The following is a 22,166-nucleotide window of genomic DNA, read 5'->3' as shown; positions in this document are numbered from 1 at the left end:
CCTGGACAAGCCTCGAGTTCGACGTTCGTCGTAGCCGTTTCGATAAAAAAACGGCGTTGTGACAGCGACTTGCCGAGGTAAAGCCGGGCTATCGCTGGTCGCAGGGCCAACGCGCCGGTATACTCGCGAATTCGTCGATCAATGCCCGGGTGCGCCGGATAGCGCACCGGCGGGCTCCTTACGCTTCAACGCAAAGCCAAGCTGCATGGCCGATTACTCGCGCAAACAGGAAGCTCTGGACTACCACGCAAAGCCCAAGCCCGGGAAACTTGCGATATCGGTCACCAAGCCTTTCACCACCTACGAAGAGCTGTCGCTGGCGTATACGCCCGGCGTGGCCGAACCGGTAAAAGAGATACGTGACGACCCGGAAGCGGCGTTTCGCTACACCTCGAAAGGCAATCTGGTCGCGGTGATTTCCAACGGCACCGCGGTGCTGGGGCTGGGCAATACCGGCGCGCTGGCCAGCAAGCCGGTAATGGAAGGCAAGGCGGTTCTGTTCAAGAAGTTTGCCGACGTCAACGTCTTCGATATCGAAGTCGATGCCGATAATCCCAAGGATTTCATCGACACGGTGGTGCGCATCGCGCCAACGTTCGGTGGCATCAATCTGGAAGACATCGCGGCGCCGCACTGTTTCGAGATAGAGAACACGCTCATCGAGCGTCTGGATATTCCGGTCTTTCACGACGACCAGCACGGCACCGCGATCATCGTCGCGGCCGGGCTGATCAACGCGCTTGAGCTTCAGGGCAAGCGTCTTGGCGATGCGAAAATCGTATGTATGGGCGCAGGCGCGGCCGGCGTGGCCTCGATGAACCTGCTGCTGGAAATGGGCGCACAGCTCGAAAACGTGTTCATGTGCGATCGCAAGGGTGTGATTCATTCCGATCGCGACGACCTGTCCGAGCAAAAAGCCCAGTTCGCCACCAAGACCGACCTGCGCAGCGTCGACGACGCCATGAAGCAGGCCGACGTATTCATCGGCCTGTCCGGCCCGGGTACGGTGTCGGCCGAACAGATCTGCATGATGCCGGCCAAGCCGGTGGTATTCGCGCTGTCGAACCCGACGCCCGAGATCACGCCGGAAGAAGCCAAGAGCGTGCGCGACGACCTGATCATGGCGACCGGCCGCAGCGACTACCCGAACCAGGTCAACAACGTTCTGGGTTTTCCCTATATCTTTCGCGGCGCGCTGGACGTGCGCGCCCGCCGCATAAACATGACAATGTGCGTGGCTGCGGCCCGGGCCATGGGCGAACTCGCCCGTCAGCCGGTGCCCAACAGCGTACTCGAGGCGCACAGCCAGGACGCGATGTCGTTCGGGCCGGACTACATCATTCCGAGCCCCTTCGATCCGCGCCTGATCGATTTCATACCGCCCGCCGTGGCACAGGCCGCCATCGCCACCGGCGTTGCGCGGACAGAATACCCTTCGCATTATCCGCAGCCGGTCGTCGAGCCCGACCAGGGCTGAAAAGACTTGAGACGGACAACACCCGGGAGATCGTAGATGAGTCAACCCTTCAAGATCAGCAATCCGCAGGACGACAGCAGCACCGAGCTGCCGCTCGTCGAAGGCACGCTCGGCACCCCCGGCGTGGACGTGCGTGGCCTGAACACCAAGCAGGGCGTATTCACCTACGATCCCGCGTTCACGGCGACCTGCAGCTGCAAGTCCGATATCACCTTCATCGATGGTGAGAACGGCATCCTCATGTATCGCGGCTATTCCGTACAGGAACTGGCCGAGAAGTCGAGCTACCTCGAAGTCTGCTACCTGCTGCTTAACGGCGAACTGCCCAACCCCACGCAGATGGAAGACTTCCGCCACTCGATCACGCATCACACGATGCTCAACGAGTCGCTGGTGAAGTTCTACGACGGCTTCCACTACGACGCGCATCCGATGGCCATCCTGACCGGCATCGTCGGTTCGCTGTCGGCCTTCTATCACGACACCACCGATATTCGGGATCCCGAGCATCGTGCGATCTTTGCCCATCGCATGATCGCCAAGATGCCCACGATCGCCGCGGCTGCCTACAAGCACTCCATCGGCCAGCCCAAGATCGGGCCGAAGAACCATCTCGATTACGCTGCCAACTTCCTGCGCATGTGCTTTGCCGTGCCGGCCGAGGAATACGAAGTGGATCCGGTCGCCGCCAAGGCCCTGGACGTGCTGTTCATCCTGCACGCCGACCACGAGCAGAACGCCTCCACCTCGACCGTGCGCATGGCCGGCTCCACCGGCGCCAACCCCTATGCCGCGATTTCCTCGGGCATCGCGGCCCTGTGGGGGCCCGCGCATGGCGGCGCCAACGAAGCCGTGCTGAACATGCTCGCCCAGATCGGCGACGTGTCCCAGGTGCCGAAGTACCTGGAAAAGGCCAAGGACAAGAACGATCCGTTCCGCCTGATGGGCTTCGGCCATCGCGTCTACAAGAACTTCGACCCCCGTGCGAAGATCATTCGCGGCTACTGCCACGAGATCCTCGAGCACTACGGCATGCAGAACAACAAGCTCTTCGAGCTGGCGCTGGAGCTGGAACGCATCGCCCTGGAGGACGAATACTTCGTCGAGCGCAAGCTGTATCCGAACGTCGACTTCTACTCCGGCATCATCTATCAGGCGCTGGGCATTCCGATCAACATGTTCACCCCGATGTTCGCCATCGCGCGTACCGTCGGCTGGGCCGCGCACTGGTCGGAAATGATGGCCGACCCGGGGATGCGCATCGCGCGGCCGCGCCAGGTCTATACCGGTTACGAACTGCGTGACTACGTCGATATCGACAACCGCTGAGCGTAACGGTCGCTAAGGCGATCGCTGGCATGCGATGAAAGCGGGCTGCGGCCCGCTTTTTTTTGCTGCTGCATCTGCCGCCGCGCCTGCAGGCTATGGTTGACGACATGAGCAACGAACAGGTCATCGGCGAAGCCGTCGCCGTATGCGGTGAATGCGACTGGGTCATGCGTGTACCGCCGCGTGCCGCCGGCGAAGCCGCTCAGTGCCCGCGCTGTGGCCATCATGTCGCCCCGCCGGCGCAGCCCGATCACCAACGCCCGCTTGCCTGGGCGCTGGCGACGCTGGTGATGCTCGGGCTGGTGTTTGCCTTCGACTTTCTGAGTTTTTCCACCCGCGGCGTCGCCCACAGCATGAGCTTCTTCGATGCGGCGCGGGCGATGTCGGGCCACGACTATCCGAGCCTGGGCGTGCTGTTGTTCATGACCACCGCCGGCCTGCCGGCGGCGTATCTGCTGGCGCTGGTTTGCCTGCTCGTCCAGGCTGCACGCCGCCGGTCGGGCGCCATGTCCCTAGCGCTTGCGCGCACTCTGCGCCCGCTGGAGCCGTGGATGATGGCCGACGTATTCATCGTCGGCGTGCTCGTGAGCCTGATCAAGATCGTCACCCTGGCCGATGTCGCTATCGGCACCTCGTTCGTCGCCTTCTGCATTTATGCCCTGCTGCTGTTGCGCACCTTCACGCTCATCGACTGGGTTTCTCTCTGGCAGAATCTCGCCCCCATGCCGGTAACCGATACCCACCTGGAAACGGCCCGTACCGGCGCGAGCCAGGACGCCGTGGCCTGTCGCGGTTGCGGCATGGCCTACCAACCACATCGACATGGGCGCTGCCCGCGCTGCAACCGGCGCCCGGTCAGCAACGCATTGGATCGTATTCAACTGACCTGGGCGCTGCTGGTCACCGCGGTCATCCTGTATATTCCCGCCAATATCTATCCGATCATGTCGACCACCAGCCTGGGGTCGACCGATCCGCAGACGATCATTGGCGGCGTCCTGCATCTGGCCCATACCGGCTCGTGGCCCATTGCCGCGGTCATCTTCGTGGCCAGCGTGGTGGTGCCGATCAGCAAGATCGCAGCCCTTGCCTGGCTGTGCCTGGCCGCCACCCACGGCTGGCACGACGACTCGCGATCCCAGATGCGCCTGTACCGGATCACCGAGAAGATCGGGCGCTGGTCGATGATCGACGTCTTCGTGGTCGCGGTGCTTGTGGCGCTGGTGCGCGCCGGCGCACTGATGGCCATCGAACCCGGCCCGGCCGCGCTTTGTTTTGCCGCCGTCGTGATCATTACCATGGTGGCCGCGCACACCTTTGATACCCGCCGGCTTTGGGGCGCGACTTTCGAACGAGACAGCCCATGACCCAAGATCCGAACACTGCCGTCACCCATGGCCCGCGGCGCCGGCGCATTTCGCCGGTATGGTTCATTCCACTCGGCGCGGCGTTGATCGGCCTGTGGCTGATCTATCAAAACGTCATGTCACGGGGCCCGGAAATCACGCTCGCGCTGGATACCGCCGACGGTCTGGAGGCCGGCAAGACGCTGGTCAAGGTACGCAGTGTCGAGGTCGGCCACCTGGAATCGGTGCGGCTGGCCGACGATTACGAAGGCGCGGTGGCAACCGTGCAGATGAACCCGGACACCTCCGAACTGCTGGTCTCCGACAGCCGTTTCTGGGTGGTCAAGCCCCGTGTCGGGCGTCAGGGCATCAGCGGTCTGGGCACGATCCTGTCGGGCGCCTATATCCAGCTCGAACCGGGCAACGCCGACAAGCACCGGCGCGAGTTCAAGGTTCAGGACACGCCGCCGGCCACCTCGTCCAGCGAGCCGGGTATCGCGGTGCAACTGACCAGCGACGGCGACAATTCGCTGGCGGTCGGTGATCCCATCATCTATCAGGGCCAGACGGTCGGCCAGATCGAGGACAGCAAGTTCGTCGTCGAGGACGAGCACATGCAATACCGGGTGTTCGTGCGCGAGCCCTATGCCCAGCTGATCACCCAAACCACACAGTTCTGGCTGCGTTCGGGCATCGATTTTCATCTCGGCTCGGACGGCGTGGACGTGCATACCGGCTCGCTGCAGAGCATCCTCGCGGGCGGGGTCACCTTCGGGCGGGCCGATGGTGTCGAGCCGGGCAAGCCGGCCACCGCCGGTCAGGCGTTCAAGCTTTATGCCACCCGCAGCGCGGCCAATCAGGATCGCTTTGATGAAAAAATTCGCTACGTGATCTTGCTCGACGACTCGGTGCGCGGCCTGTCGCCCGGTGCGCCGGTCGAATATCGCGGCCTGCGTATCGGTACGGTCGAACAGGTGCCGTTCTTTCGCGACGACTTCAACCTGCAACGCCTGTCCGATTTCAAGATCCCGGTGCTGATCTCCATCGAGCCGCAGCGTCCGGCCAACAGCTGGGCCGACTGGAGCGACGCCGAGTGGCGCGCCAACAACAAGCGCTTCTTCGCCAACGGACTTCGCGCCACTATCAAGTCGGGCAACCTGCTGACCGGCGCGACCTTCATCAACCTGCAGTTTGAGAGCAACGCCGACGACTACAAGCCGATGACCCTCGGCGAATACGAGGTCTTCCCCAGCGTGCCGAGTAGCATCACCAGCATTCAGAGCCAGCTGTCGGACCTCATGGACAAGCTCAACGCCATCGACGTGCGCCCGATCGCCAACGACCTCAAGCATACGCTGGAAACCTCGAACGCCACGCTCGACGAGCTGCACCGCGCCACCCGCAATATCAATCAGCTGCTCGAAGCCCAGGACACCCGAGAACTACCGGGCACGCTGCGGGCGACACTCGCCGAGCTGCAGGACACGCTCGACGGCTTTCAACAGGGAGCGCCGGCCTACGGCGAATTCAGCCGCTCGCTGGACCGCCTAAATCGCGTACTCGACGACGTCGCGCCGCTGGCGCGCACCCTGCATGACCGCCCCAACGCGCTCATCTTCGGCCGCCCCGAAGACGGCGATCCGATCCCGAAGGCCGCCCGATGACAACACGTACCCTGTTCTACCTCGCCCTGGCTGCGCTGATGACCGGCTGCGCCGGCAGTGCTTCATCGCCGTCGCTGTTCGTGCTCGATCCGGGGACGGCCCGCCAACCCATGCCGGCCGCAGCCGCGGCGCGTACGCAGCTGCTGGTCGCGCCGGTCGAGATCGCGCCGTTGCTCGACGAACGCGGCATCGTCTATCAAACCGACCCGCACCGGGTGGTCATCGCCAACCACAACCGCTGGGCCGCGCCGCTGGGCGAACAGCTGCGCGAATCCCTGGCTGCGACGCTCGCCGGCGCGCTTGCTGATGTTCAGATCGTACGCGGTGGAAACGCCGGCACCGCCGATCGCTATACCCTGCACACCCGCGTCGATCAGTTCATGGGCCATTACGACGGCCATGCCCATATCGCGGGCGAATGGCAGCTCGAAGATCCAGACGGGCATACCGTGGCACACCAGCGTTTCGCGCGCGAAGTGGCGCTTGCGAATGACGGCTACGAGGCGCTGGTCGAAAGCCTTTCCTCGGGTTGGCAGGCCACAGCCCAGGCTATCGTCCCTGCAATCAGCAGCGCCACGGCCGCTCGGCAACGCTAGGGCGTGTTACAAGCCCGGCAGCAAAACAACTGACTGCGTCAACTGTTTTCAACGCCATCGAAATCGCGGCGCCGCCGCACATTTTTGTGCAAGACAATGCGCGCTGAGCGGGGTGGCGCTTTGCGACATGAGTGCGCTGCAATACCGGATTGCGCGCCTTGAATGATGACGCACTGGGCTCGCCTGCCGACGGGGTGCGTGCGACAAATCCATCATGCCGCGTTGCGCGTCGTTCATTTGCCTTGCCCAACGTCTCGGCTGGCGCCTTGCCGGGCAAATTTCAGGAAGGCAACGCCACGAGTGGCGTTCGCGTTACCAGGCCCTGACGTCCGCCCATAAAAAAGCGGGCCACGAGGGCCCGCTTCTGTATACCGCTCTCGAATTCAGCCCTAACGCTTCATCGATTCGAAGAACTGGGCATTGGTCTTGGTCTGCTTCATGCGATCGATGAGCAGTTCCATGGCCGCCAGGTCGTCCATGCCGTGCAGGAGCTTGCGCAGCACCCACATGCGCTGGAGCTCGTCCTGGGGCACCAGCTTTTCCTCGCGGCGCGTGCCGGAGCGATTGACGTGGATGGCCGGGTAGATGCGCTTTTCGGCAATGCGGCGATCCATATGGACCTCCATGTTGCCGGTACCCTTGAACTCTTCGTAGATGACCTCGTCCATCTTCGAACCGGTTTCGATAAGCGCGGTGGCCAGAATGGTCAGGCTGCCGCCCTCTTCCACGTTACGGGCCGCGCCGAAGAAGCGCTTGGGTTTCTGCAGCGCATTGGCGTCGACGCCACCGGTGAGCACCTTGCCCGAGGACGGCGCCGTGGTGTTGTAGGCACGGGCCAGACGGGTCAGCGAGTCGAGCAGGATGACCACGTCCTTCTTGTGCTCGACCAGACGCTTGGCCTTCTCGATCACCATGTCGGCGACCTGCACATGGCGCGACGCCGGCTCGTCGAAGGTCGACGACACCACTTCACCGCGCACGCTGCGCTCCATCTCGGTGACTTCTTCGGGCCGCTCGTCGATGAGCAGCACGATCAGATGACACTCGGGATAGTTATGCGCGATCGACTGGGCGATGTTCTGCATCATCATCGTCTTGCCGGCCTTGGGCGGCGACACGATCAGGCCACGCTGGCCCTTGCCGAACGGCGCCACCAGATCGATCGTACGTGCGGTGATGTCTTCGGTGGAGCCGTTGCCCAGCTCCATGACCATACGCTCGGTCGGGAACAGGGGCGTGAGGTTTTCGAACAGTACCTTGCCCTTCGACTTCTCCGGCGGATCGCCGTTGATCTCGTCGACCTTGAGCAGGGCGAAATAGCGCTCCGATTCCTTCGGCGGACGAATACGCCCGGAGATGTTGTCGCCGGTACGCAGCGAAAAGCGCCGGATCTGACTGGGCGAGACGTAAATATCGTCCGGCCCGGCCATGTAGGACGATTCGTTCGAGCGCAAAAACCCGAAGCCGTCCGAGAGAATTTCAAGCACACCGTCGCCGTAGATGCGCTCGCCGGATTTCGCATGCCCCTTGAGCATGGCGAAGATCAGATCCTGCTTGCGCATGCGCGAGATGTTCTCGAGCTCCATCTCCTGCGCCATATCCATGAGCTCGGCAGCGGTCTTCTGCTTGAGCTCACTCAGGTGCAGAATCGGCCCGTCGCCGGCGACACCCGCATAGGCCTCGAACTCGGCCTCGTCGATGTCCTCGTTGGGCGGATTGTTGCCGCCCTTGTTCGGGCCGCCGCCCTTGCCACGGTTGTTGCCGCCGCTGTTGCGCGGCTTGTTCGGCCCATTCGGATTCTTGCGGCGCCGGCCGCGGCGGTTGTTATTCCCGCCGTTGCCATTGTTGCTGCTGTTGGAATCCTTGGACTGGCGTTCGTCGACTGTTTCTTCAGACACGGCTATCTATGAGTTGCAGCGAAACCAGCGCCAGACAGGCACCTATTCGCAGTGGGAAGGCGTTCGACTTCTTGCAAGTCAAACGAAGACCGCCGGCAGATACGCCGGCGGTCTGGAGCGGATCAAATATGTTGATCGACGAATTCGGTCAGCTGGGTCTTGGAAACCGACCCGACCTTGGTGGCCGCCACTTCGCCGTCCTTGAACAGCATCAGCGTCGGAATGCCCCGAATGCCGTACTTGGGCGGCGTATTGGGGTTGTCGTCGATATTGAGCTTGGCGACGGTCAATCGGCCGTCGTATTCGTCAGCGATTTCGTCGAGGACCGGGGCGATCATCTTGCAGGGGCCGCACCATTCGGCCCAGTAATCGACCAGCACCGGGCCGGAGGCAGACAGCACGTCCTGTTCGAAGCTGTCATCGCTGACTTTAACGATATTTTCACTCATGAGCGTCCTCGAAAGAATACAAGCGGGACAAATGAAGGTTCACGCGCATCGACACTGGCCGACACGGCGCCGCTGAGCCGGTAGTTAAGGGCGCGAAAAGATGTTTGCAAGCTGCGCGAAAGGTCGCGGCCCGACAACCGTGGAGACCACAAGCTGTTATAGTGCGGGCTGCAAAAAAACAGTGCCGGAATGCGAGTCGACCTGACTCGGGCAGTGCAGCGAATATCCGTATTCGCAACGTTCGGGCTATTGGAGCCTATCTCGGCGCGTTTTTCAACCCCTGTGTGAACCGGCCGCCATCGACGCGATCTTTCACCTTTTCCAAGGGCCAATATGACCGAAACCGCATCCGCCAGCGACGCCGCCCAGCAAAAGCTACTCACCGATACCCGTCTCGACGCGCTGGGTCTTCACGACACCATTCTTTCCGGCCTTATCAAGCGTGGTTTTTCCCATGCCACGCCGATTCAGGCTGAAACCCTGCCGCTCGCGCTCAAGGGCGAGGATATCGCCGGCCAGGCCCATACCGGCACCGGCAAGACCGCGGCCTTTCTTCTGGCGACCATGCACCGGCTGCTCAAGGACGACCCCGAGCCCAGCGACGAGGCGCCCAAGGGCGCGAGCCAGCCGCGCGCTCTCATACTGGCGCCGACGCGGGAACTCGCGGACCAGATCTATAAGGATGCCCTGCCCCTAGCGTCGGGGACCGGCCTTAGATGTGTGGTCTGTTACGGCGGCACCGGCTACGAGGAACAACGCCAGGCCATTATCGACGGCGTGGACATCCTCATCGGCACGCCGGGGCGGCTGATCGACTACTACAAGCAGAAGGTCTATACGCTCAAGGCCATCGAAGTGGCCGTACTCGACGAAGCCGACCGCATGTTCGATCTGGGCTTCATCGACGATATCCGCTACATGTTCCGCAAGATGCCGGCGCCGGAAAATCGTCAGAACCTGTTGTTTTCGGCAACGCTCAGCCACCGCGTGCTGGAACTGGCCTACGAGCACATGAACAGCCCCACGCTGGTGCGTACCGATACCGAAACGGTCAACATCGGCGCGATCACGCAGAAGCTCTATCATGTATCCAAGGACGACAAGCTCGCCCTGCTGGTAGGCACCCTGCGGCGTATCGAGAACGGGCGCACGCTGATCTTCATCAATACCAAGCGTACCGCCGAGTTCATCGAGGACGGCCTCAACGCCAACGGCTTCACGGCTGCCACCCTGTCCGGCGACGTGGCCCAGAACAAGCGCCTGCGCCTGCTCGAAGACTTCAAGACCGGCCAGCTGCCGATCATGGTCGCCACCGACGTGGCCGCACGCGGGCTGCATATTCCCGACGTCACCCACGTGATCAACTACGATCTGCCCCAGGACGCCCAGGACTACGTGCATCGTATCGGGCGTACCGCGCGTGCCGGCAATACCGGCGACGCGATTTCGTTCGCCTGCGAGGAATACGTCTATTCCCTGCCGGACATCGAAGCCTATATCGAGCACAAGATCGACGCCGAAATGCCGCACGGCGATGATTTCGCCGACGACGTGACCGTGCCGGCACGCCGCAAGCGCAAACCTCGCGGCGGCGGCCGGCGCAACGGCGGGGGCGGCGGTCGCGGCAAGCCGCGCTCCGGGCGATAGCCCGCCTCGGCAACAACGGTCTGCGCGCATCGAAACGGTATGATGCGCGCAACGCCCGACCCAACCGACGCTCATGCAAATCAACCGCGAACTGCTCGACCACGTCTGCGATATAGCGATCGCCGCCGGCCAGAAGACGTTGCCGATCTATAACAGCCACTTCGAAGTCGAAACCAAGGACGACGACAGCCCGCTGACCCAGGCCGATCTGGCCGCGCATCGCAGTATCAAGCAGGCGCTGGAAGCGCTCACGCCGGATATCCCCCAGCTCTCCGAAGAAGGCGCGGATATCGATTTTGCCACCCGCAGCACCTGGTCGACCTACTGGCTCATCGACCCGCTCGACGGTACCAAGGAATTCGTGAACAAGAACGACCAGTTCACGATCAATATCGCGCTGATCGTCGATCACGAACCGGTACTGGGCGCGGTGTATGCGCCGGTGCTGGATACGCTGTGGTTCGCGGCTCGGCCGCTCGGTGCCTTCCGGCAGCAGGGCCAGACCGCGGCCGAACCGATCGCCACGGTGCTAGCAGAGCGCGACAAGCCGCGCGTGCTGGTGTCGCGCTCGCACCGAACGCCCGACATCGATGCCCTGCTCGACCGGCTGCCCGACTACGAACCCGTCACCATGGGCTCATCGCTCAAATTCTGCGTGATCGCCGACGGCGGCGCCGATTTCTACCCCCGCCTGGGCCCGACCAGCGAATGGGATACCGCGGCCGGGCATGCGGTGCTCGCCTGCGCAGGAGGCCAGGTCACCGATCTGGACGGCGAGCCGCTACGCTACAACGTCACCGAAAGCGTGCTGAACACGCATTTCCTCGCCTTCGGCGACGTCACGCACGACTGGCGCGCCTATGTGCCGGAGTCGGCCGCCTAGCGCGCTCGATCCGCCGATGGTCAGGGCGCAGGGGCGTCGGCGACGCCCTGTTCGTCCTCGCCGGGCGCCTGTACGACCAGCAGGCTGCAGGTCAAGCGATCGAGCAGCGATGCGCCGACCGAGCCCTGCCACCAGCGCGCAAGTACGCCGCGGCGCTGATGGCCGACGACCACAAGATTCACGGCCAGATCCTCGGCGAGCTTGGCGATCTGGTGGGCCGGCTCGCCCGCTCGCAAATGGCCCTCGGCATCCACGCCGCGACTCTTGAGCAGAGTCACGCCTTCATCGAGGATGTTTTCGATACGTTCGCGCTCGGCTTCGTACATGCTCTCGGTATAGAAGCCCTCGGCCGCGGCGACCGCGCCGGTCAACGGCACCACCGCAAGAAGATGAACTTCCACCTCACCGGCCCCCAACAGCGGCAGCGTGCGTCGTAGCGCGATACGACCGTTTTCACTACCGTCGTACGCCAGCAGAACCTTTTCGAAGTTTTCCATAAACACCCCCATTCGGGCAGCAGATTTGACCCGCGGCGCCACGCCGCTCGGCCCAATGAAGGGCCTACCGGCGCCCCGTGTCAACGGCAATCGGGCACCGATCGCGCCACAAGCCTATTCTACAACCGACCCCGCGCCGATGCGCCAGTCATACAGGCCCTGCTGACATAACGGGTTTGCGAGCGTGCCATACCCGCCTTATTCGGATCGCGGCACGCTTGCTGCGTGCGTGCGGTTGCCCCTTCCCACTGCGCTACGACCGCATCCCACGACGCCCAGCCGGCGCGCCCGGGCCGGTGTATTCAACAGCCGAGCGATCAAAGGCCGGCGAGGCGGGCTTCCAGCTCTTCGTCGGCGATGAGCCGCTCGACCTGTGCCAGGCTCGCGCGCGGCATGGGCTGACCATCGACCAGGCTACGTGGCGCTTCGCGAATGTCGGTCGCTGCGAACAGCGTCGCCTCGAAGCGGTGCTCGCCGGCAACGAAACGAAACGCAGGATAGAACCGATGCGCATCGCGGGCGACCTTGTAACGCCGCTCGACGATTTCGAAGGGAATACCCTGCGCCTGCAGGAAAAAGTCGAAGCTTTCCGAGTGTTCGGCGAATACGTGCAGCTGAATATCGGAGTGGCCATCTGCCAGACCGGAAAGCACGTCGCCGACCAGACGCGGCTTGAAGTCGGCAAACAGCGCCATCGCCTTCAGTGCGGCTTCGCGCATGGCGCGCAGCTGGGCCGGCTGCTCATCGCCGGCAAACAGGCGCTGGTGTTCGGCGAGCGCCGCTTCGATCTCGCTATTCTTGGGCAGAATGCTGTTGCGCACGTCGATACCCAGATGCTGCGCGGCTTTCTGCTTGGCAATACGAAAATCGCGAATGCCCTGCTCGGCCATGAGCCGGGCCGCCAGTTGGGCCATATGCTGGCGCTGGGCGGCCTGTTTGCGTGCGCTCGCCATGGCGCTGTTCTCCGGGGCGGTCCCTGCGACTCACCCAGCTGAATAAACCCACACACGACAGCGCGCCGGGCAGTCTGCGGGCGGCACGACCAGAGTACCGACCCGCGCCGTGTCCGGCGCTCCGACGACTAGAAAAGCTGCTCGACCTCGTTGGACGGGGCATTCTTGCCCGAGCGGCGTGCCTCTTCCACCGACGGCACGTTGTCGGACCGGAAATACTCGGTCACGCCCTCACCATCGAGCGCGCGCTGGCCCGATTCGGGGTCGATAGTGACCGCCACCAGATCGGACGGACGCGGCGGAATGGCTTCCGGCGTGCCCTTGAGGGCGACGCGCATGAAGTCGATCCACATCGGCAGCGCCGCCTGGCCACCCGTTTCGCTATGCCCCATGGGCGTGAGCTTGTCGAAGCCAACCCAGCTTATGCCTACCAGGTCGGCGTTGAAGCCGACGAACCAGGCATCGATCTGGTCGTTGGTGGTGCCGGTCTTGCCGGATAGATCATTGCGCCCGAGCGTCATCGCGCGCTGGCCGGTGCCGCGCTTGACCACGTCGCGCATCATGTCGCCCACCAGCCAGGCATTGCTGGCATCGACCACGCGCTCGGCCAGGCGCGACGCATCACGCTGGCTGCCGGTGTTTTCCAACGCCGGGCAGTTGCTCGTGCTGGCACAGGCCACCTTCGGCTCGGCCTCGAACTCGACTTCGCCGCGCCCGTCCTCGATCTTGGCAATGTAATAGGGCTTGACCTGAAAACCGTCGTTGGCGAACACGGCATAGGCCTGTGCCATCTGCAACGGGGAGAACGATGCGCTGCCCAAAGCCATCGACAGATTGCGCGGGATCTGGTCCTTGGGCAGCCCGAATTTGGCGATATGCTCGACCGCGGCATCGATGCCGATGCTGCGCAACAGCCGGATCGAAACCAGGTTGCGCGAATGCACCAGGCCCTCACGCATGCGCGTGGGCCCGTAGATGCGCCCGCTGTAGTTCTGCGGACGCCAGGCATCGCTTAGATCCGGGCTGTCGTAAACCACCGGCGCGTCGTTGATCAGAGAAGCCGTCGTGAACCCGTGTGCCAGCGCCGCCGAGTACAGAAACGGCTTGAACGAGGAGCCGGGCTGACGCTGGGCCTGTACCGCGCGGTTGTACTTCGACAGCGAGAAGTCGAAGCCGCCGGCAAGCGCTTCAATACCGCCGGTATGAGGATCGAGCGCGACCATGGCGCCCTGTACCTTCGGGATCTCGGCCAACGTCCAGGCCTTGTCTTCCTCCTTGCTGCCGGTATAGGCCAGCCGCACCACATCCCCGCGCGAGACAAGCTTGCTGGCCGGGTCGTTGCTGCCCAGCCAGGGCATCTGCTGGGCGTTCAGGGTGACCTCGCCGTAGCGTTCGGTCATCAGCGTGGCGCTGCGACGGGCCACGTCCGTCACCACTGCAGGCACGAGGCCGCCGGCGACCCGCATTTCCTCCAGCGCGGCCGTCAGCGCCTTGGCGTCATCGAGCGTGGCGCTATCGAGCGTATCTTCGGGGCCGTGCCATGCATGGCGGCTGTCGTAGGCCAGCAATGCCTTGCGCAGCGCGTTGTTGGCAGCGCGCTGGCGTTCGGCATCGAGCGTGGTGGTGACATCGAAGCCAGAGGTATAGGCCTTGTCACCAAAGCGCGCCACCATGTCCTGACGCACCATTTCGGCCACGTAGTCCGCTTCATAGCGGTCGTCGGTAACGCGCGCGGTGGCCGTGACCGGCGCCTCGCGAGCACTGTTGTAGGTTTCGTCGTCGATTTCACCCAGCGCATGCAGCCGCGACAGCACATAGTTGCGCCGCTGTATCGCACGCTCGGGGTTGGCCATCGGGTTGTAGCGCGAAGGCGCCTTGGGCAGGCCGGCGATCATCGCCATCTGCGCGATGCTGAGCTCGTTGAGCGGCTTGTGGTAATACACCTCGGCGGCCGCGCCCACGCCATAGGCTCGGTTGCCCAGGTAGATTTTGTTCAGGTAGATCTCGAGGATCTGTTCCTTGGTGAGCTTCGACTCCAAGCGCAGCGCAAGGATGATTTCCTTGATCTTGCGCACATAGGTTCGGTCGTTGGTGAGATAGAGATTGCGCGCCAGCTGCATGGTGATGGTGCTGCCGCCCTGGGTCTTGCGCCCGGTGGTGGCCAGCACATAGGCCGCACGCGCGATACCCTGATAGTCCACGCCGGGATGCTGGAAAAAGCGGTCGTCCTCGGCGGCGACGAAGGCCTTGACCAGCGCCGGCGGAATTTCGTCGTAGGTGCGCGGCAGCCGCCGCTCCAGGCCGAACTCGCCGATCAGCTTGCGATCCGCGGTATAGACGCGCAGTGGTTCATTAAGCTCGGGGTCGCCGATATCACCCGCGCTGGGCAGCTGCGGGCCGAAATACAGGTAGACGCCCGCCACCACCAGCACCGCGAGGGTCGCGGCCGACAGCAAACCGGCAAACAGAAATACAATAATACGGGCGGCGCGCGGCATCGCTTTCATCGAGAATGCGCGGCTCGCGGGCCGCGGGTCGGGAAAAACTGGGGTCATGATACCGGCCCCAATCTTTTTTTGCCGGAGACGTTGCGGAATCGCGATAAGCTGCCGATAACCGTTAGACACGCGGATTCAAACGCTTAAACCTGCAATCATGGATTGCCAAGCGGGCCGCCATGAGTATAGTTAGACCCGGCATTTCGCGCCGCGGCCAACACCGGGCCGAGGGGTAGCGGACACGGGGGTGTTCCGCAGGCCTGAAACCGTTGCGTGGGCCGATCAGGGGGAGTCGGATGGGGCGATTCGAGCAAATCTTCAAGCCGAGAACGCGGCCTTTTCTGGGCGTGGACATCAGTTCCACGCGGGTGAAGGTGCTCGAACTCGACGGCAAGCCCGGCGCCTATCGCGTACTCAGCTATGCCAGCGAGGCCCTGCCCGCCGACGTGGTGGCCGACGACCAGGTCGTCGACCCCGAGGCGCTGGCCGCCACCATGACCCGCGTGCTCGAGCGCGCCGGCACCCGCACGCGCGACGCCGCGATCGCGGTATCCGGGCCGACCGTGATCAGCAAGATCATCGACATGCCGGCCGACCTGTCCGACGAGGACATGGAACAGCAGATCGGCTTTGACGCCGAGCAGTACATCCCGCACGCCATCGATGAAGTGAACCTGGACTTTCAGGTGCTCGAACGCGACCCGACCAACCCGGACGTCAACCGGGTTCTGCTGGTTGCCTGTCGTCGCGAGAACATCGAAACCCGTATCGGCGCGCTCGACATGGCCGGGGTCAAGGTCAAGATCGTGGACGTCGAGGAATACGCGCTCCAGAACGCCTCGACCCTTCTCATCGAGCAGACGCCCGCCCTGGCGCATGATGCCAGCGTTGCCGTATTCGACGTCGGCGCGCATCAGACGCGGCTGAGCGTTCAGCATCGGGGCCGCCACGTGTATTCGCGCGAGCTGTCGTTCGGCGGCCATAGCCTGGCCACGCGCCTGATCGAGCACTACGAACTCAAGGACACCGACCAGCTGCGCGCACGTCTGCGCACCGGCGAACTCGACGGCGCCGCGATTGCCGGCGACGTATCGGACTTCGCCGAACGCCTGGCCGGCCAGATCGAACGCGCGCTGCAGTTCTACATTTCCGCCAGCTCGCGCGACGAGGCGGTCGGCCAGGTGGTGCTCGTAGGCGGGGCAACCCTCTACCCCGGCCTGGAAAGCGCGGTGGCACGGCATATGTCCCGGCCGGTCGCCCTCGGCAACCCGTTGGCCGGCATGCTCGCCAGCAGCCGAGCCCGACGTAACCACGTCGATCACGAAGCTGCATCGTTGATGGTGACCACCGGTCTGGCGTTGAGGTCGATCCGATGAGCGCTTTGATTCGAATCAATCTTCTGGACTGGCGCGCCGCCGCGCGCGAACGTCGGCGCAAGCAGTTCCTCGGTGCGCTGGCCCTGGCCGCACTGGCGAGCCTGATGCTCGTGATCGTGCTGCCGACGCTCTACTACGATCATCTCACCGATATCCAGCAATCGCGCAACCGCTATCTCGAAGAACAGATCGCCATCGCCGACCGCCAGATCGTGGAGATTCGCGCGCTGCAGAAGACGCGTGAAAGCCTTATCACGCGCATGCGCATCATCGAACAGCTGCAGCAGTCACGCTCCGGCATCGTTCATTATTTCGACGAACTGGTCGACACCATTCCCAACGGCGTCTATCTCACCGCCCTCGCCCAGAAAGGCAACGTCACCAACCTCGATGGGGTCGCCGAATCGAACGCGCGCGTGTCCGACTACATGGTCAACTTCGACGCCTCCGACTGGTTCACCGACCCGCGCCTGATCGTGATCAAGTCCAGCGAGAATGGCCCGCAGCGCTATGCCGACTTCACCCTGAATGTCCGGGGCGATAGTCCCCAGAAGAATCCGAACGACGACGTCCAGGCCGATACCACCAACCCAGTGGCGCCGCGCTCATGAAGAGTCTCAGTGAATACGTCGAAGAGCTGCGCAGCCTCGATCAGAACAATATCGGCAGCTGGCCAACCTGGGCCTACGGCTTCGCGATCGCGCTGGTCTGCGCGGTCATTATCGGTATCGGCACCTGGTATTTCGTACTGCCCAAACAGGAAACGCTTGAACGCGTGTCGGCCCGCGAGCCTGAGCTCAAGCAGACCTTCGAAGCCAAGCAGCGCCTGGTCGCCAATCTCGATGCCTACCGCACCCAGCTGGAGGCCATGGAGCTGCAGTTCGGCGCCCTGCTCCAGCAGCTGCCCAGCAAGACCGAAGTACCCAGCCTGCTCAACGACATTTCGCAGACGCGAATTGCCAGCGGTCTGGAAGAGGAACTGTTCAAGCCGCGTGCCGAGGTACCGCAGGACTTCTACGCGATTCTGCCGAACGACCTGATCGTGACCGGCACCTATCACGAACTCGGACGCTTCGTGTCGGGGGTGGCCGCGCTGTCGCGCATCGTCACCATCGAAAACGTCGAGATCAAGCCGATCGAAGAACGCGATGACAGCGGCGATCTGCGCATGAGCATGACCGTGAATACCTATCGCTATCTTGAGGATGCCGGCGATACCACCCAGCCCGCCGGGAGCCAGTCACAATGAGGGCATACAAGCGAGTGGGTGCGATCGCCGGGCTGTGTCTGGTGCTCGCAGGCTGTGGCGGCGACGATCGCGACCTTCGGGATTTCGTGGCCGAGGTCAAGCAACGCCCGGCCCCGCCGATCGAACCGATACCGGAAATCGCGCCCTATACGCCGTACAGCTACGAACCCCGCGGGCGACGTACGCCGTTCACGCCCACCGCACCGCGCCGCGACTTCGATCGCAACAACGATCTCGCGCCCGACGTGGATCGCCCGCGCGAAGCGCTGGAAGCATTCCCGCTCGATGCGCTGCGTCTGGTCGGCACCATTTCCAGCGCGGGCGTGACCTACGCGCTCATACAGGCGCCCGATGGCGTGGTGTATCGCGTGACCCATGGCGCCCATCTCGGCCAGAACTACGGCGAAATCGACGGCATTTCCGAAAACGGCGTCCTTCTAACCGAAATCGTACCTGACGGTCTCGGCGGCTATATCCGTCGCCCGGCCACGATCGCCCCCTCGCGGTGAAAGAGAACCAGACTATGAGCAGACCGATTGCACGCATTTCCTCGCTCACGCGTCGGGTATCCCGGCAGTGGCTGGTCCTTGCCCTGCTGTGTGCCGGGGCCACGACAGCACAGGCGGCAACGAACACGCTCACGGCCGTCGATGCCGCTTCCACCGGGGGCAGTCAGGTCAGCATCCGTCTGACGATGGCGACAAGCGCGCCTATTCCTTCGGTATTCACCGTCAATGAGCCGGCCCGTCTTTCCATCGATCTGCCGGACACCGAACTCAGTGTCGATCAACGCTATCAGCGCATCGACCAGGGCGCGGTAGAGGCCGTCGCGATGGCCGAAGGCGACAACCGCACCCGCGTGGTCATCGAACTGACCTCAATGACCGACTACACCGTCAACCGCAACGGCAATGCCATCGTGATCGGCGTCGGCGGCGACGTTGCCCCCCAGACGGCGCCGGCGGCGGCGCAACCCGCGGCCAACAGCAGCTATCAACCTGCACCTGCCTCGGTACGCGGGCCGCGGGTACGCGATATCGATTTTCGCCGCGGCGAGGACGGTGCCGGACGCGTCGAAATCGCGCTGGACGGGGTCAACGGCGCGGTGGACGTGAGCGAACGCGGCGGCCAGGTCATCGCGACCATGCCCGGCGTACAGCTGCCGGCCGCCCTCGAGCGCCGCCTGGACGTGCTGGACTTCGCCACCCCGGTTAAAACCATCGATGCCATGCAACGCGACGGCGACACCCGGATCGTGATCACGCCGGTATCGGGCGCGGATTTCGAACAGGTGGCCTACCAGACCGGCGACCGGTTCTTCATTGAGCTCCAGCCGATCACCGCGAGCGACAAGGCCGAAAGCGAAGCGCAGGAGCCCCAATACACCGGCCAGCGTATCTCCCTGTCGTTTCAGAACATCGACGTGCGCGCCGTGCTGCAGATCGTGGCCGACGTGGCCGACGTGAACATGGTCGTCTCCGACAGCGTGAGCGGCAATATCGCGCTACGGCTCGAGGATGTGCCCTGGGATCAGGCGCTGGATATCATCCTGCAGGCCAAGGGCCTGGGCATGCGCCGTGAAAACAACGTGATCACGGTAGCGCCGCTGGCCGAGATCGCTGCCCGCGAACAGGCCGAACTCGCCGCCCAGCAGGCCACGACCAACCTCGCGCCGCTGCGCTCGGAAATCATCCAGATCAACTACGCCCGGGCCGGCGAACTCGCCGCCCTGCTGCGCAGCACCACCGGCGAACTGTCGCTGCTCTCCGACCGCGGCCAGGTCACCGTGGACGAGCGCACCAACAGCCTGCTCATCAACGAAACACGCGACAAGCTCAACGAGATACGCAACGTCATCAACCGCCTGGATATCCCGGTCCGCCAGGTGCTGATCGAATCGCGCATCGTGGTCGCCAACCGGGAGTTCTCGCGTAACCTGGGCGTGTCGTCCTCGGCCACCGACAACGCCGCCTTCGAATCATCCAGCGGCGGCAACTATCTGGTCGACAACGGCTATACCATCAACCTGCCCGTCACCAACCCGGCCGGCACGATCACCACCAGCATTGTTGGCGACACCTTCAACCTGGATCTCGCCCTGTCGGCGCTGGAATCGGAAAATCGCGGCGAAATCATCTCCGCGCCGCGTGTGATCACCGCCAATGCCAAGGAAGCCAAGATCGAGCAGGGCGTGGAAATCCCCTACCTCGAAGCGGCCTCCAGCGGCGCGGCCACGGTCCAGTTCAAGGAAGCCGTGCTCGGGCTGACCGTCACCCCGCAGATCACGCCCGACGAGCGCGTGATCATGGATCTCTACGTCACTCAGGATACCCAGGGCGACACGATCGCCGTGCAGGGCGGCGGCAGCGTGCCGTCGATCAACACCCGCAGCCTGACCACCCAGGTGCTGGTCGATAACGGCGATACGGTGGTGCTCGGCGGCATCTACGAACAAGAGAACCGCAACCAGGCCGATCGGATTCCGATCCTGAGCGAGATTCCGCTGGTCGGCGGCCTGTTCCGTCGCACGCAAAGCCAGCGCGACAAGCGCGAACTGCTGCTGTTCGTCACACCCAAGATACTCAAGGACCAGCTATCGCTCGGCAACTAGCCGCACTGCGGGCCGAATGAGCCGATCGCGGTTACGATTTCAATATTTCTAGGGGGAATACATGTCGGGGAAAACCATTTACCAGCTGCTCGCCGTCACGGCGCTCGCGGCTACGCTCGCCGCCTGCGGCGGCTCCACGTCCGGCGGCGACGACGACAACGGCGGCGGTTCGTCGGGCGGCGGCTCGGGAAGCGGTGGCGGCACCAATGATCCCGGCACGCCCAACTCCAACCCACAAATCGGCTCGATCGACGGCTCGGGTCAGTTCCAGCCGGGTCGTATCGGTGTGGCTGACTCAACGCTACAGGCCGGCCAGAGCACTACGCTGACCGTTCGTCTGCGTAGCACCGATGGCAACAGCCTGAGTGAATCCACACAGGTTTTTTTCTCCTCGCCCTGCACCTCGACGGGCCAGGCCGATATCGCGCCGGCCGTTGCCAGCACCCAAGGGGGCATCGCGACAGCGACTTATACGGCCCTCGGCTGTGTTGGCACTGACACGGTCACGGCACGAACGAGTGTCGACAACACGACATTGACGGCCACTGCTGATATTCAAGCGGAAGCCGCAGAATTTGGCGCAATTGAGTTCGATTCCGTCTCTCAAGCTTTGATTGGCTTGCGCGGCACGGGCGCACTGCCGGAGCAGTCGACGGTCACATTCAGGGTCACGAACAGCACCGGTTCACCTTTGCCAAACCAGACCGTCAGCTTTTCGCTGAATACGAGCGTGGGCGGACTTCGTTTAAGCAACAGCTCGACGAGTACCAATAGCGAAGGGGTTGCAACCACGACCGTTACTTCAGGCACGGTTGCAACGTCTGTACGCGTAACCGCGTCGACCACGAGCACATCAGGCCAGCAGCAAAGCGCTCAATCCAGCGAACTGGCCGTGACGACGGGGCTACCGGACAACGATAGCTTTTCCCTAAGCGCGACGAAGCTGAACATCGAAGCACAGGAATTCGACGGTGTAACAAGCGAGATCACGATTCGCGCGGCAGACCGTTTCAATAACCCGGTTCCGGACGGTACCGCGATCAACTTTAGAACAGAAGGTGGCTCGATCCCCGGCAGCTGCGTTACGCAGGGTGGCTCTTGCAGCGTTACCCTCAGATCGCAGAGCCCCAGGCCAGCAGACGGCCGCGTCACTGTCCTCGCTACCGCCATTGGTGAAGAGTCATTCTCCGACACCTCGCCATCCAACGGCCGTTTCGACGAAGGCGAATTCGACATCGACGACGATCTGCCGGAAGCCTTTGTGGACTATAACGAAAACGGCGTACGCGATAGCAACGAGCCGTCGATAGACTTCAACAACAACGGCAGCTACGACCTTGGCGACGGCAGATTTACCGGGCTGCGATGCCAGCCGGGCGCCAGCGCTTCGGACGAACTCGAGTGCGCCACCGAATCGATCAATGTTCGGGACCAGGTCGTCATCGTCTTCAGCAACAGTAACCAAGTCATCCAGTTCAACCCTGCGTCAATCAGCCTGGATAGTGGCAATGTGCTGGTAAGTGTTTCTGTGGGCGGCCCCGACGGCCGGGTGCCACCGGCCGAAACGCAAATCCAGGCGACGACATCGGCCGGATCGATCGTCGGCCCTTCGAGTTATACTGTTCGCAGCACCTCGGCACGAGGGCCATTTATTGCGACCTTCGAGCTCGAGCCGGCAGACAATTTGAACGAA

18 protein-coding genes are annotated in these 22,166 nt (G+C 63.2%); 13 read left to right on the top strand and 5 right to left on the bottom strand.

Annotation, left to right across the window (positions count from 1 at the left end):
* Positions 1-205: 205 nt before the first annotated feature.
* The 5 genes from ABNU97_RS09685 to ABNU97_RS09665 all read left to right on the top strand — a co-directional run bounded on the left by ABNU97_RS09685 (position 206) and on the right by ABNU97_RS09665 (position 6,412).
* On the top strand, positions 206-1,477 hold the full coding sequence (locus tag ABNU97_RS09685; protein WP_348766529.1) for a malic enzyme-like NAD(P)-binding protein: 1,272 nt from the start codon (positions 206-208) through the stop codon (positions 1,475-1,477).
* 36 nt (positions 1,478-1,513) lie between these two features.
* Positions 1,514-2,806, top strand: coding sequence for a citrate synthase (locus ABNU97_RS09680; protein ID WP_348766528.1), 1,293 nt, complete (start codon positions 1,514-1,516; stop codon positions 2,804-2,806).
* 107 nt (positions 2,807-2,913) lie between these two features.
* Complete coding sequence (locus ABNU97_RS09675; protein ID WP_348766527.1) at positions 2,914-4,173, top strand: paraquat-inducible protein A; 1,260 nt, start codon at positions 2,914-2,916, stop codon at positions 4,171-4,173.
* Positions 4,170-5,816, top strand: a complete 1,647-nt coding sequence (gene pqiB, locus ABNU97_RS09670; RefSeq protein ID WP_348766526.1) for an intermembrane transport protein PqiB — start codon at positions 4,170-4,172, stop codon at positions 5,814-5,816. The genes ABNU97_RS09675 and pqiB overlap by 4 nt, the downstream gene beginning before the upstream one ends.
* Entirely contained in the window at positions 5,813-6,412 is a 600-nt protein-coding gene (locus ABNU97_RS09665; protein ID WP_348766525.1) for an ABC-type transport auxiliary lipoprotein family protein, read from the top strand. The genes pqiB and ABNU97_RS09665 overlap by 4 nt, the downstream gene beginning before the upstream one ends.
* A gap of 389 nt (positions 6,413-6,801) precedes the next feature.
* Here ABNU97_RS09665 and rho read toward each other — a convergent pair whose 3' ends face one another.
* Both rho and trxA read right to left on the bottom strand, forming a co-directional pair.
* Positions 6,802-8,058: a transcription termination factor Rho gene (gene rho / locus ABNU97_RS09660; RefSeq protein ID WP_293627539.1), complete on the bottom strand. Its 1,257-nt coding sequence runs from the start codon at positions 8,056-8,058 to the stop codon at positions 6,802-6,804.
* Positions 8,059-8,432: 374 nt separating this feature from the next.
* Complete coding sequence (gene trxA / locus ABNU97_RS09655; protein ID WP_348766524.1) at positions 8,433-8,759, bottom strand: thioredoxin TrxA; 327 nt, start codon at positions 8,757-8,759, stop codon at positions 8,433-8,435.
* Positions 8,760-9,092: 333 nt separating this feature from the next.
* Between trxA and ABNU97_RS09650 the strand changes: the two genes are divergently transcribed.
* Both ABNU97_RS09650 and cysQ read left to right on the top strand, forming a co-directional pair.
* Complete coding sequence (locus ABNU97_RS09650; protein WP_348766523.1) at positions 9,093-10,406, top strand: DEAD/DEAH box helicase; 1,314 nt, start codon at positions 9,093-9,095, stop codon at positions 10,404-10,406.
* Between the two features lie 73 nt (positions 10,407-10,479).
* Entirely contained in the window at positions 10,480-11,289 is an 810-nt protein-coding gene (cysQ, locus tag ABNU97_RS09645) for a 3'(2'),5'-bisphosphate nucleotidase CysQ (protein ID WP_348766522.1), read from the top strand.
* Between the two features lie 20 nt (positions 11,290-11,309).
* On the opposite strand, the gene ABNU97_RS09640 is transcribed toward cysQ, so the two are convergent.
* From ABNU97_RS09640 to ABNU97_RS09630, 3 genes are all read right to left on the bottom strand, one after another.
* On the bottom strand, positions 11,310-11,786 hold the full coding sequence (locus tag ABNU97_RS09640; protein WP_348766521.1) for a universal stress protein: 477 nt from the start codon (positions 11,784-11,786) through the stop codon (positions 11,310-11,312).
* A 317-nt stretch (positions 11,787-12,103) separates the two neighbouring features.
* Positions 12,104-12,739: a hypothetical protein gene (locus ABNU97_RS09635; protein WP_348766520.1), complete on the bottom strand. Its 636-nt coding sequence runs from the start codon at positions 12,737-12,739 to the stop codon at positions 12,104-12,106.
* A 128-nt stretch (positions 12,740-12,867) separates the two neighbouring features.
* Entirely contained in the window at positions 12,868-15,246 is a 2,379-nt protein-coding gene (locus ABNU97_RS09630) for a penicillin-binding protein 1A (protein ID WP_348766519.1), read from the bottom strand.
* Positions 15,247-15,533: 287 nt separating this feature from the next.
* Between ABNU97_RS09630 and pilM the strand changes: the two genes are divergently transcribed.
* The 6 genes from pilM to ABNU97_RS09600 all read left to right on the top strand — a co-directional run.
* Entirely contained in the window at positions 15,534-16,613 is a 1,080-nt protein-coding gene (gene pilM / locus ABNU97_RS09625; protein ID WP_348766518.1) for a type IV pilus assembly protein PilM, read from the top strand.
* Complete coding sequence (locus ABNU97_RS09620) at positions 16,610-17,224, top strand: PilN domain-containing protein (RefSeq protein WP_348766517.1); 615 nt, start codon at positions 16,610-16,612, stop codon at positions 17,222-17,224. Before pilM ends, ABNU97_RS09620 begins: the two co-directional genes overlap by 4 nt.
* Positions 17,221-17,862: a type 4a pilus biogenesis protein PilO gene (locus ABNU97_RS09615; protein ID WP_348766516.1), complete on the top strand. Its 642-nt coding sequence runs from the start codon at positions 17,221-17,223 to the stop codon at positions 17,860-17,862. Before ABNU97_RS09620 ends, ABNU97_RS09615 begins: the two co-directional genes overlap by 4 nt.
* Positions 17,859-18,371 (top strand): pilus assembly protein PilP, encoded by a 513-nt coding sequence (locus ABNU97_RS09610; protein WP_348766515.1) that lies wholly within the window; start codon positions 17,859-17,861, stop codon positions 18,369-18,371. Before ABNU97_RS09615 ends, ABNU97_RS09610 begins: the two co-directional genes overlap by 4 nt.
* Positions 18,372-18,385: 14 nt before the next feature.
* Positions 18,386-20,473, top strand: a complete 2,088-nt coding sequence (locus tag ABNU97_RS09605; protein WP_348766514.1) for a type IV pilus secretin PilQ — start codon at positions 18,386-18,388, stop codon at positions 20,471-20,473.
* Positions 20,474-20,534: 61 nt separating this feature from the next.
* Positions 20,535-22,166, top strand: a 1,632-nt coding sequence (locus ABNU97_RS09600) for an Ig-like domain-containing protein (RefSeq protein ID WP_348766513.1), incomplete at its 3' end; no start/stop codon positions are given.

Origin of the sequence: uncultured Salinisphaera sp. (assembly GCF_964012375.1) — a bacterium.
Lineage (GTDB): Bacteria > Pseudomonadota > Gammaproteobacteria > Nevskiales > Salinisphaeraceae > Salinisphaera.
Note: the sequence above shows the minus strand (reverse complement) of the source record. Positions and strands in the feature narration are given on the sequence as shown.

Coding starts and splice junctions, on each gene's coding strand:
- ABNU97_RS09630 (WP_348766519.1), bottom strand. CDS start 15,246: ATGAAAGCGATGCCGCGCGCCGCCCGTATTATTGTATTTCTGTTTGCC.
- ABNU97_RS09680 (WP_348766528.1), top strand. CDS start 1,514: ATGAGTCAACCCTTCAAGATCAGCAATCCGCAGGACGACAGCAGCACC.
- ABNU97_RS09610 (WP_348766515.1), top strand. CDS start 17,859: ATGAGGGCATACAAGCGAGTGGGTGCGATCGCCGGGCTGTGTCTGGTG.
- ABNU97_RS09640 (WP_348766521.1), bottom strand. CDS start 11,786: ATGGAAAACTTCGAAAAGGTTCTGCTGGCGTACGACGGTAGTGAAAAC.
- ABNU97_RS09635 (WP_348766520.1), bottom strand. CDS start 12,739: ATGGCGAGCGCACGCAAACAGGCCGCCCAGCGCCAGCATATGGCCCAA.
- cysQ (WP_348766522.1), top strand. CDS start 10,480: ATGCAAATCAACCGCGAACTGCTCGACCACGTCTGCGATATAGCGATC.
- pqiB (WP_348766526.1), top strand. CDS start 4,170: ATGACCCAAGATCCGAACACTGCCGTCACCCATGGCCCGCGGCGCCGG.
- pilM (WP_348766518.1), top strand. CDS start 15,534: ATGGGGCGATTCGAGCAAATCTTCAAGCCGAGAACGCGGCCTTTTCTG.
- ABNU97_RS09620 (WP_348766517.1), top strand. CDS start 16,610: ATGAGCGCTTTGATTCGAATCAATCTTCTGGACTGGCGCGCCGCCGCG.
- ABNU97_RS09685 (WP_348766529.1), top strand. CDS start 206: ATGGCCGATTACTCGCGCAAACAGGAAGCTCTGGACTACCACGCAAAG.
- ABNU97_RS09665 (WP_348766525.1), top strand. CDS start 5,813: ATGACAACACGTACCCTGTTCTACCTCGCCCTGGCTGCGCTGATGACC.
- ABNU97_RS09605 (WP_348766514.1), top strand. CDS start 18,386: ATGAGCAGACCGATTGCACGCATTTCCTCGCTCACGCGTCGGGTATCC.
- ABNU97_RS09615 (WP_348766516.1), top strand. CDS start 17,221: ATGAAGAGTCTCAGTGAATACGTCGAAGAGCTGCGCAGCCTCGATCAG.
- ABNU97_RS09650 (WP_348766523.1), top strand. CDS start 9,093: ATGACCGAAACCGCATCCGCCAGCGACGCCGCCCAGCAAAAGCTACTC.
- ABNU97_RS09675 (WP_348766527.1), top strand. CDS start 2,914: ATGAGCAACGAACAGGTCATCGGCGAAGCCGTCGCCGTATGCGGTGAA.
- trxA (WP_348766524.1), bottom strand. CDS start 8,759: ATGAGTGAAAATATCGTTAAAGTCAGCGATGACAGCTTCGAACAGGAC.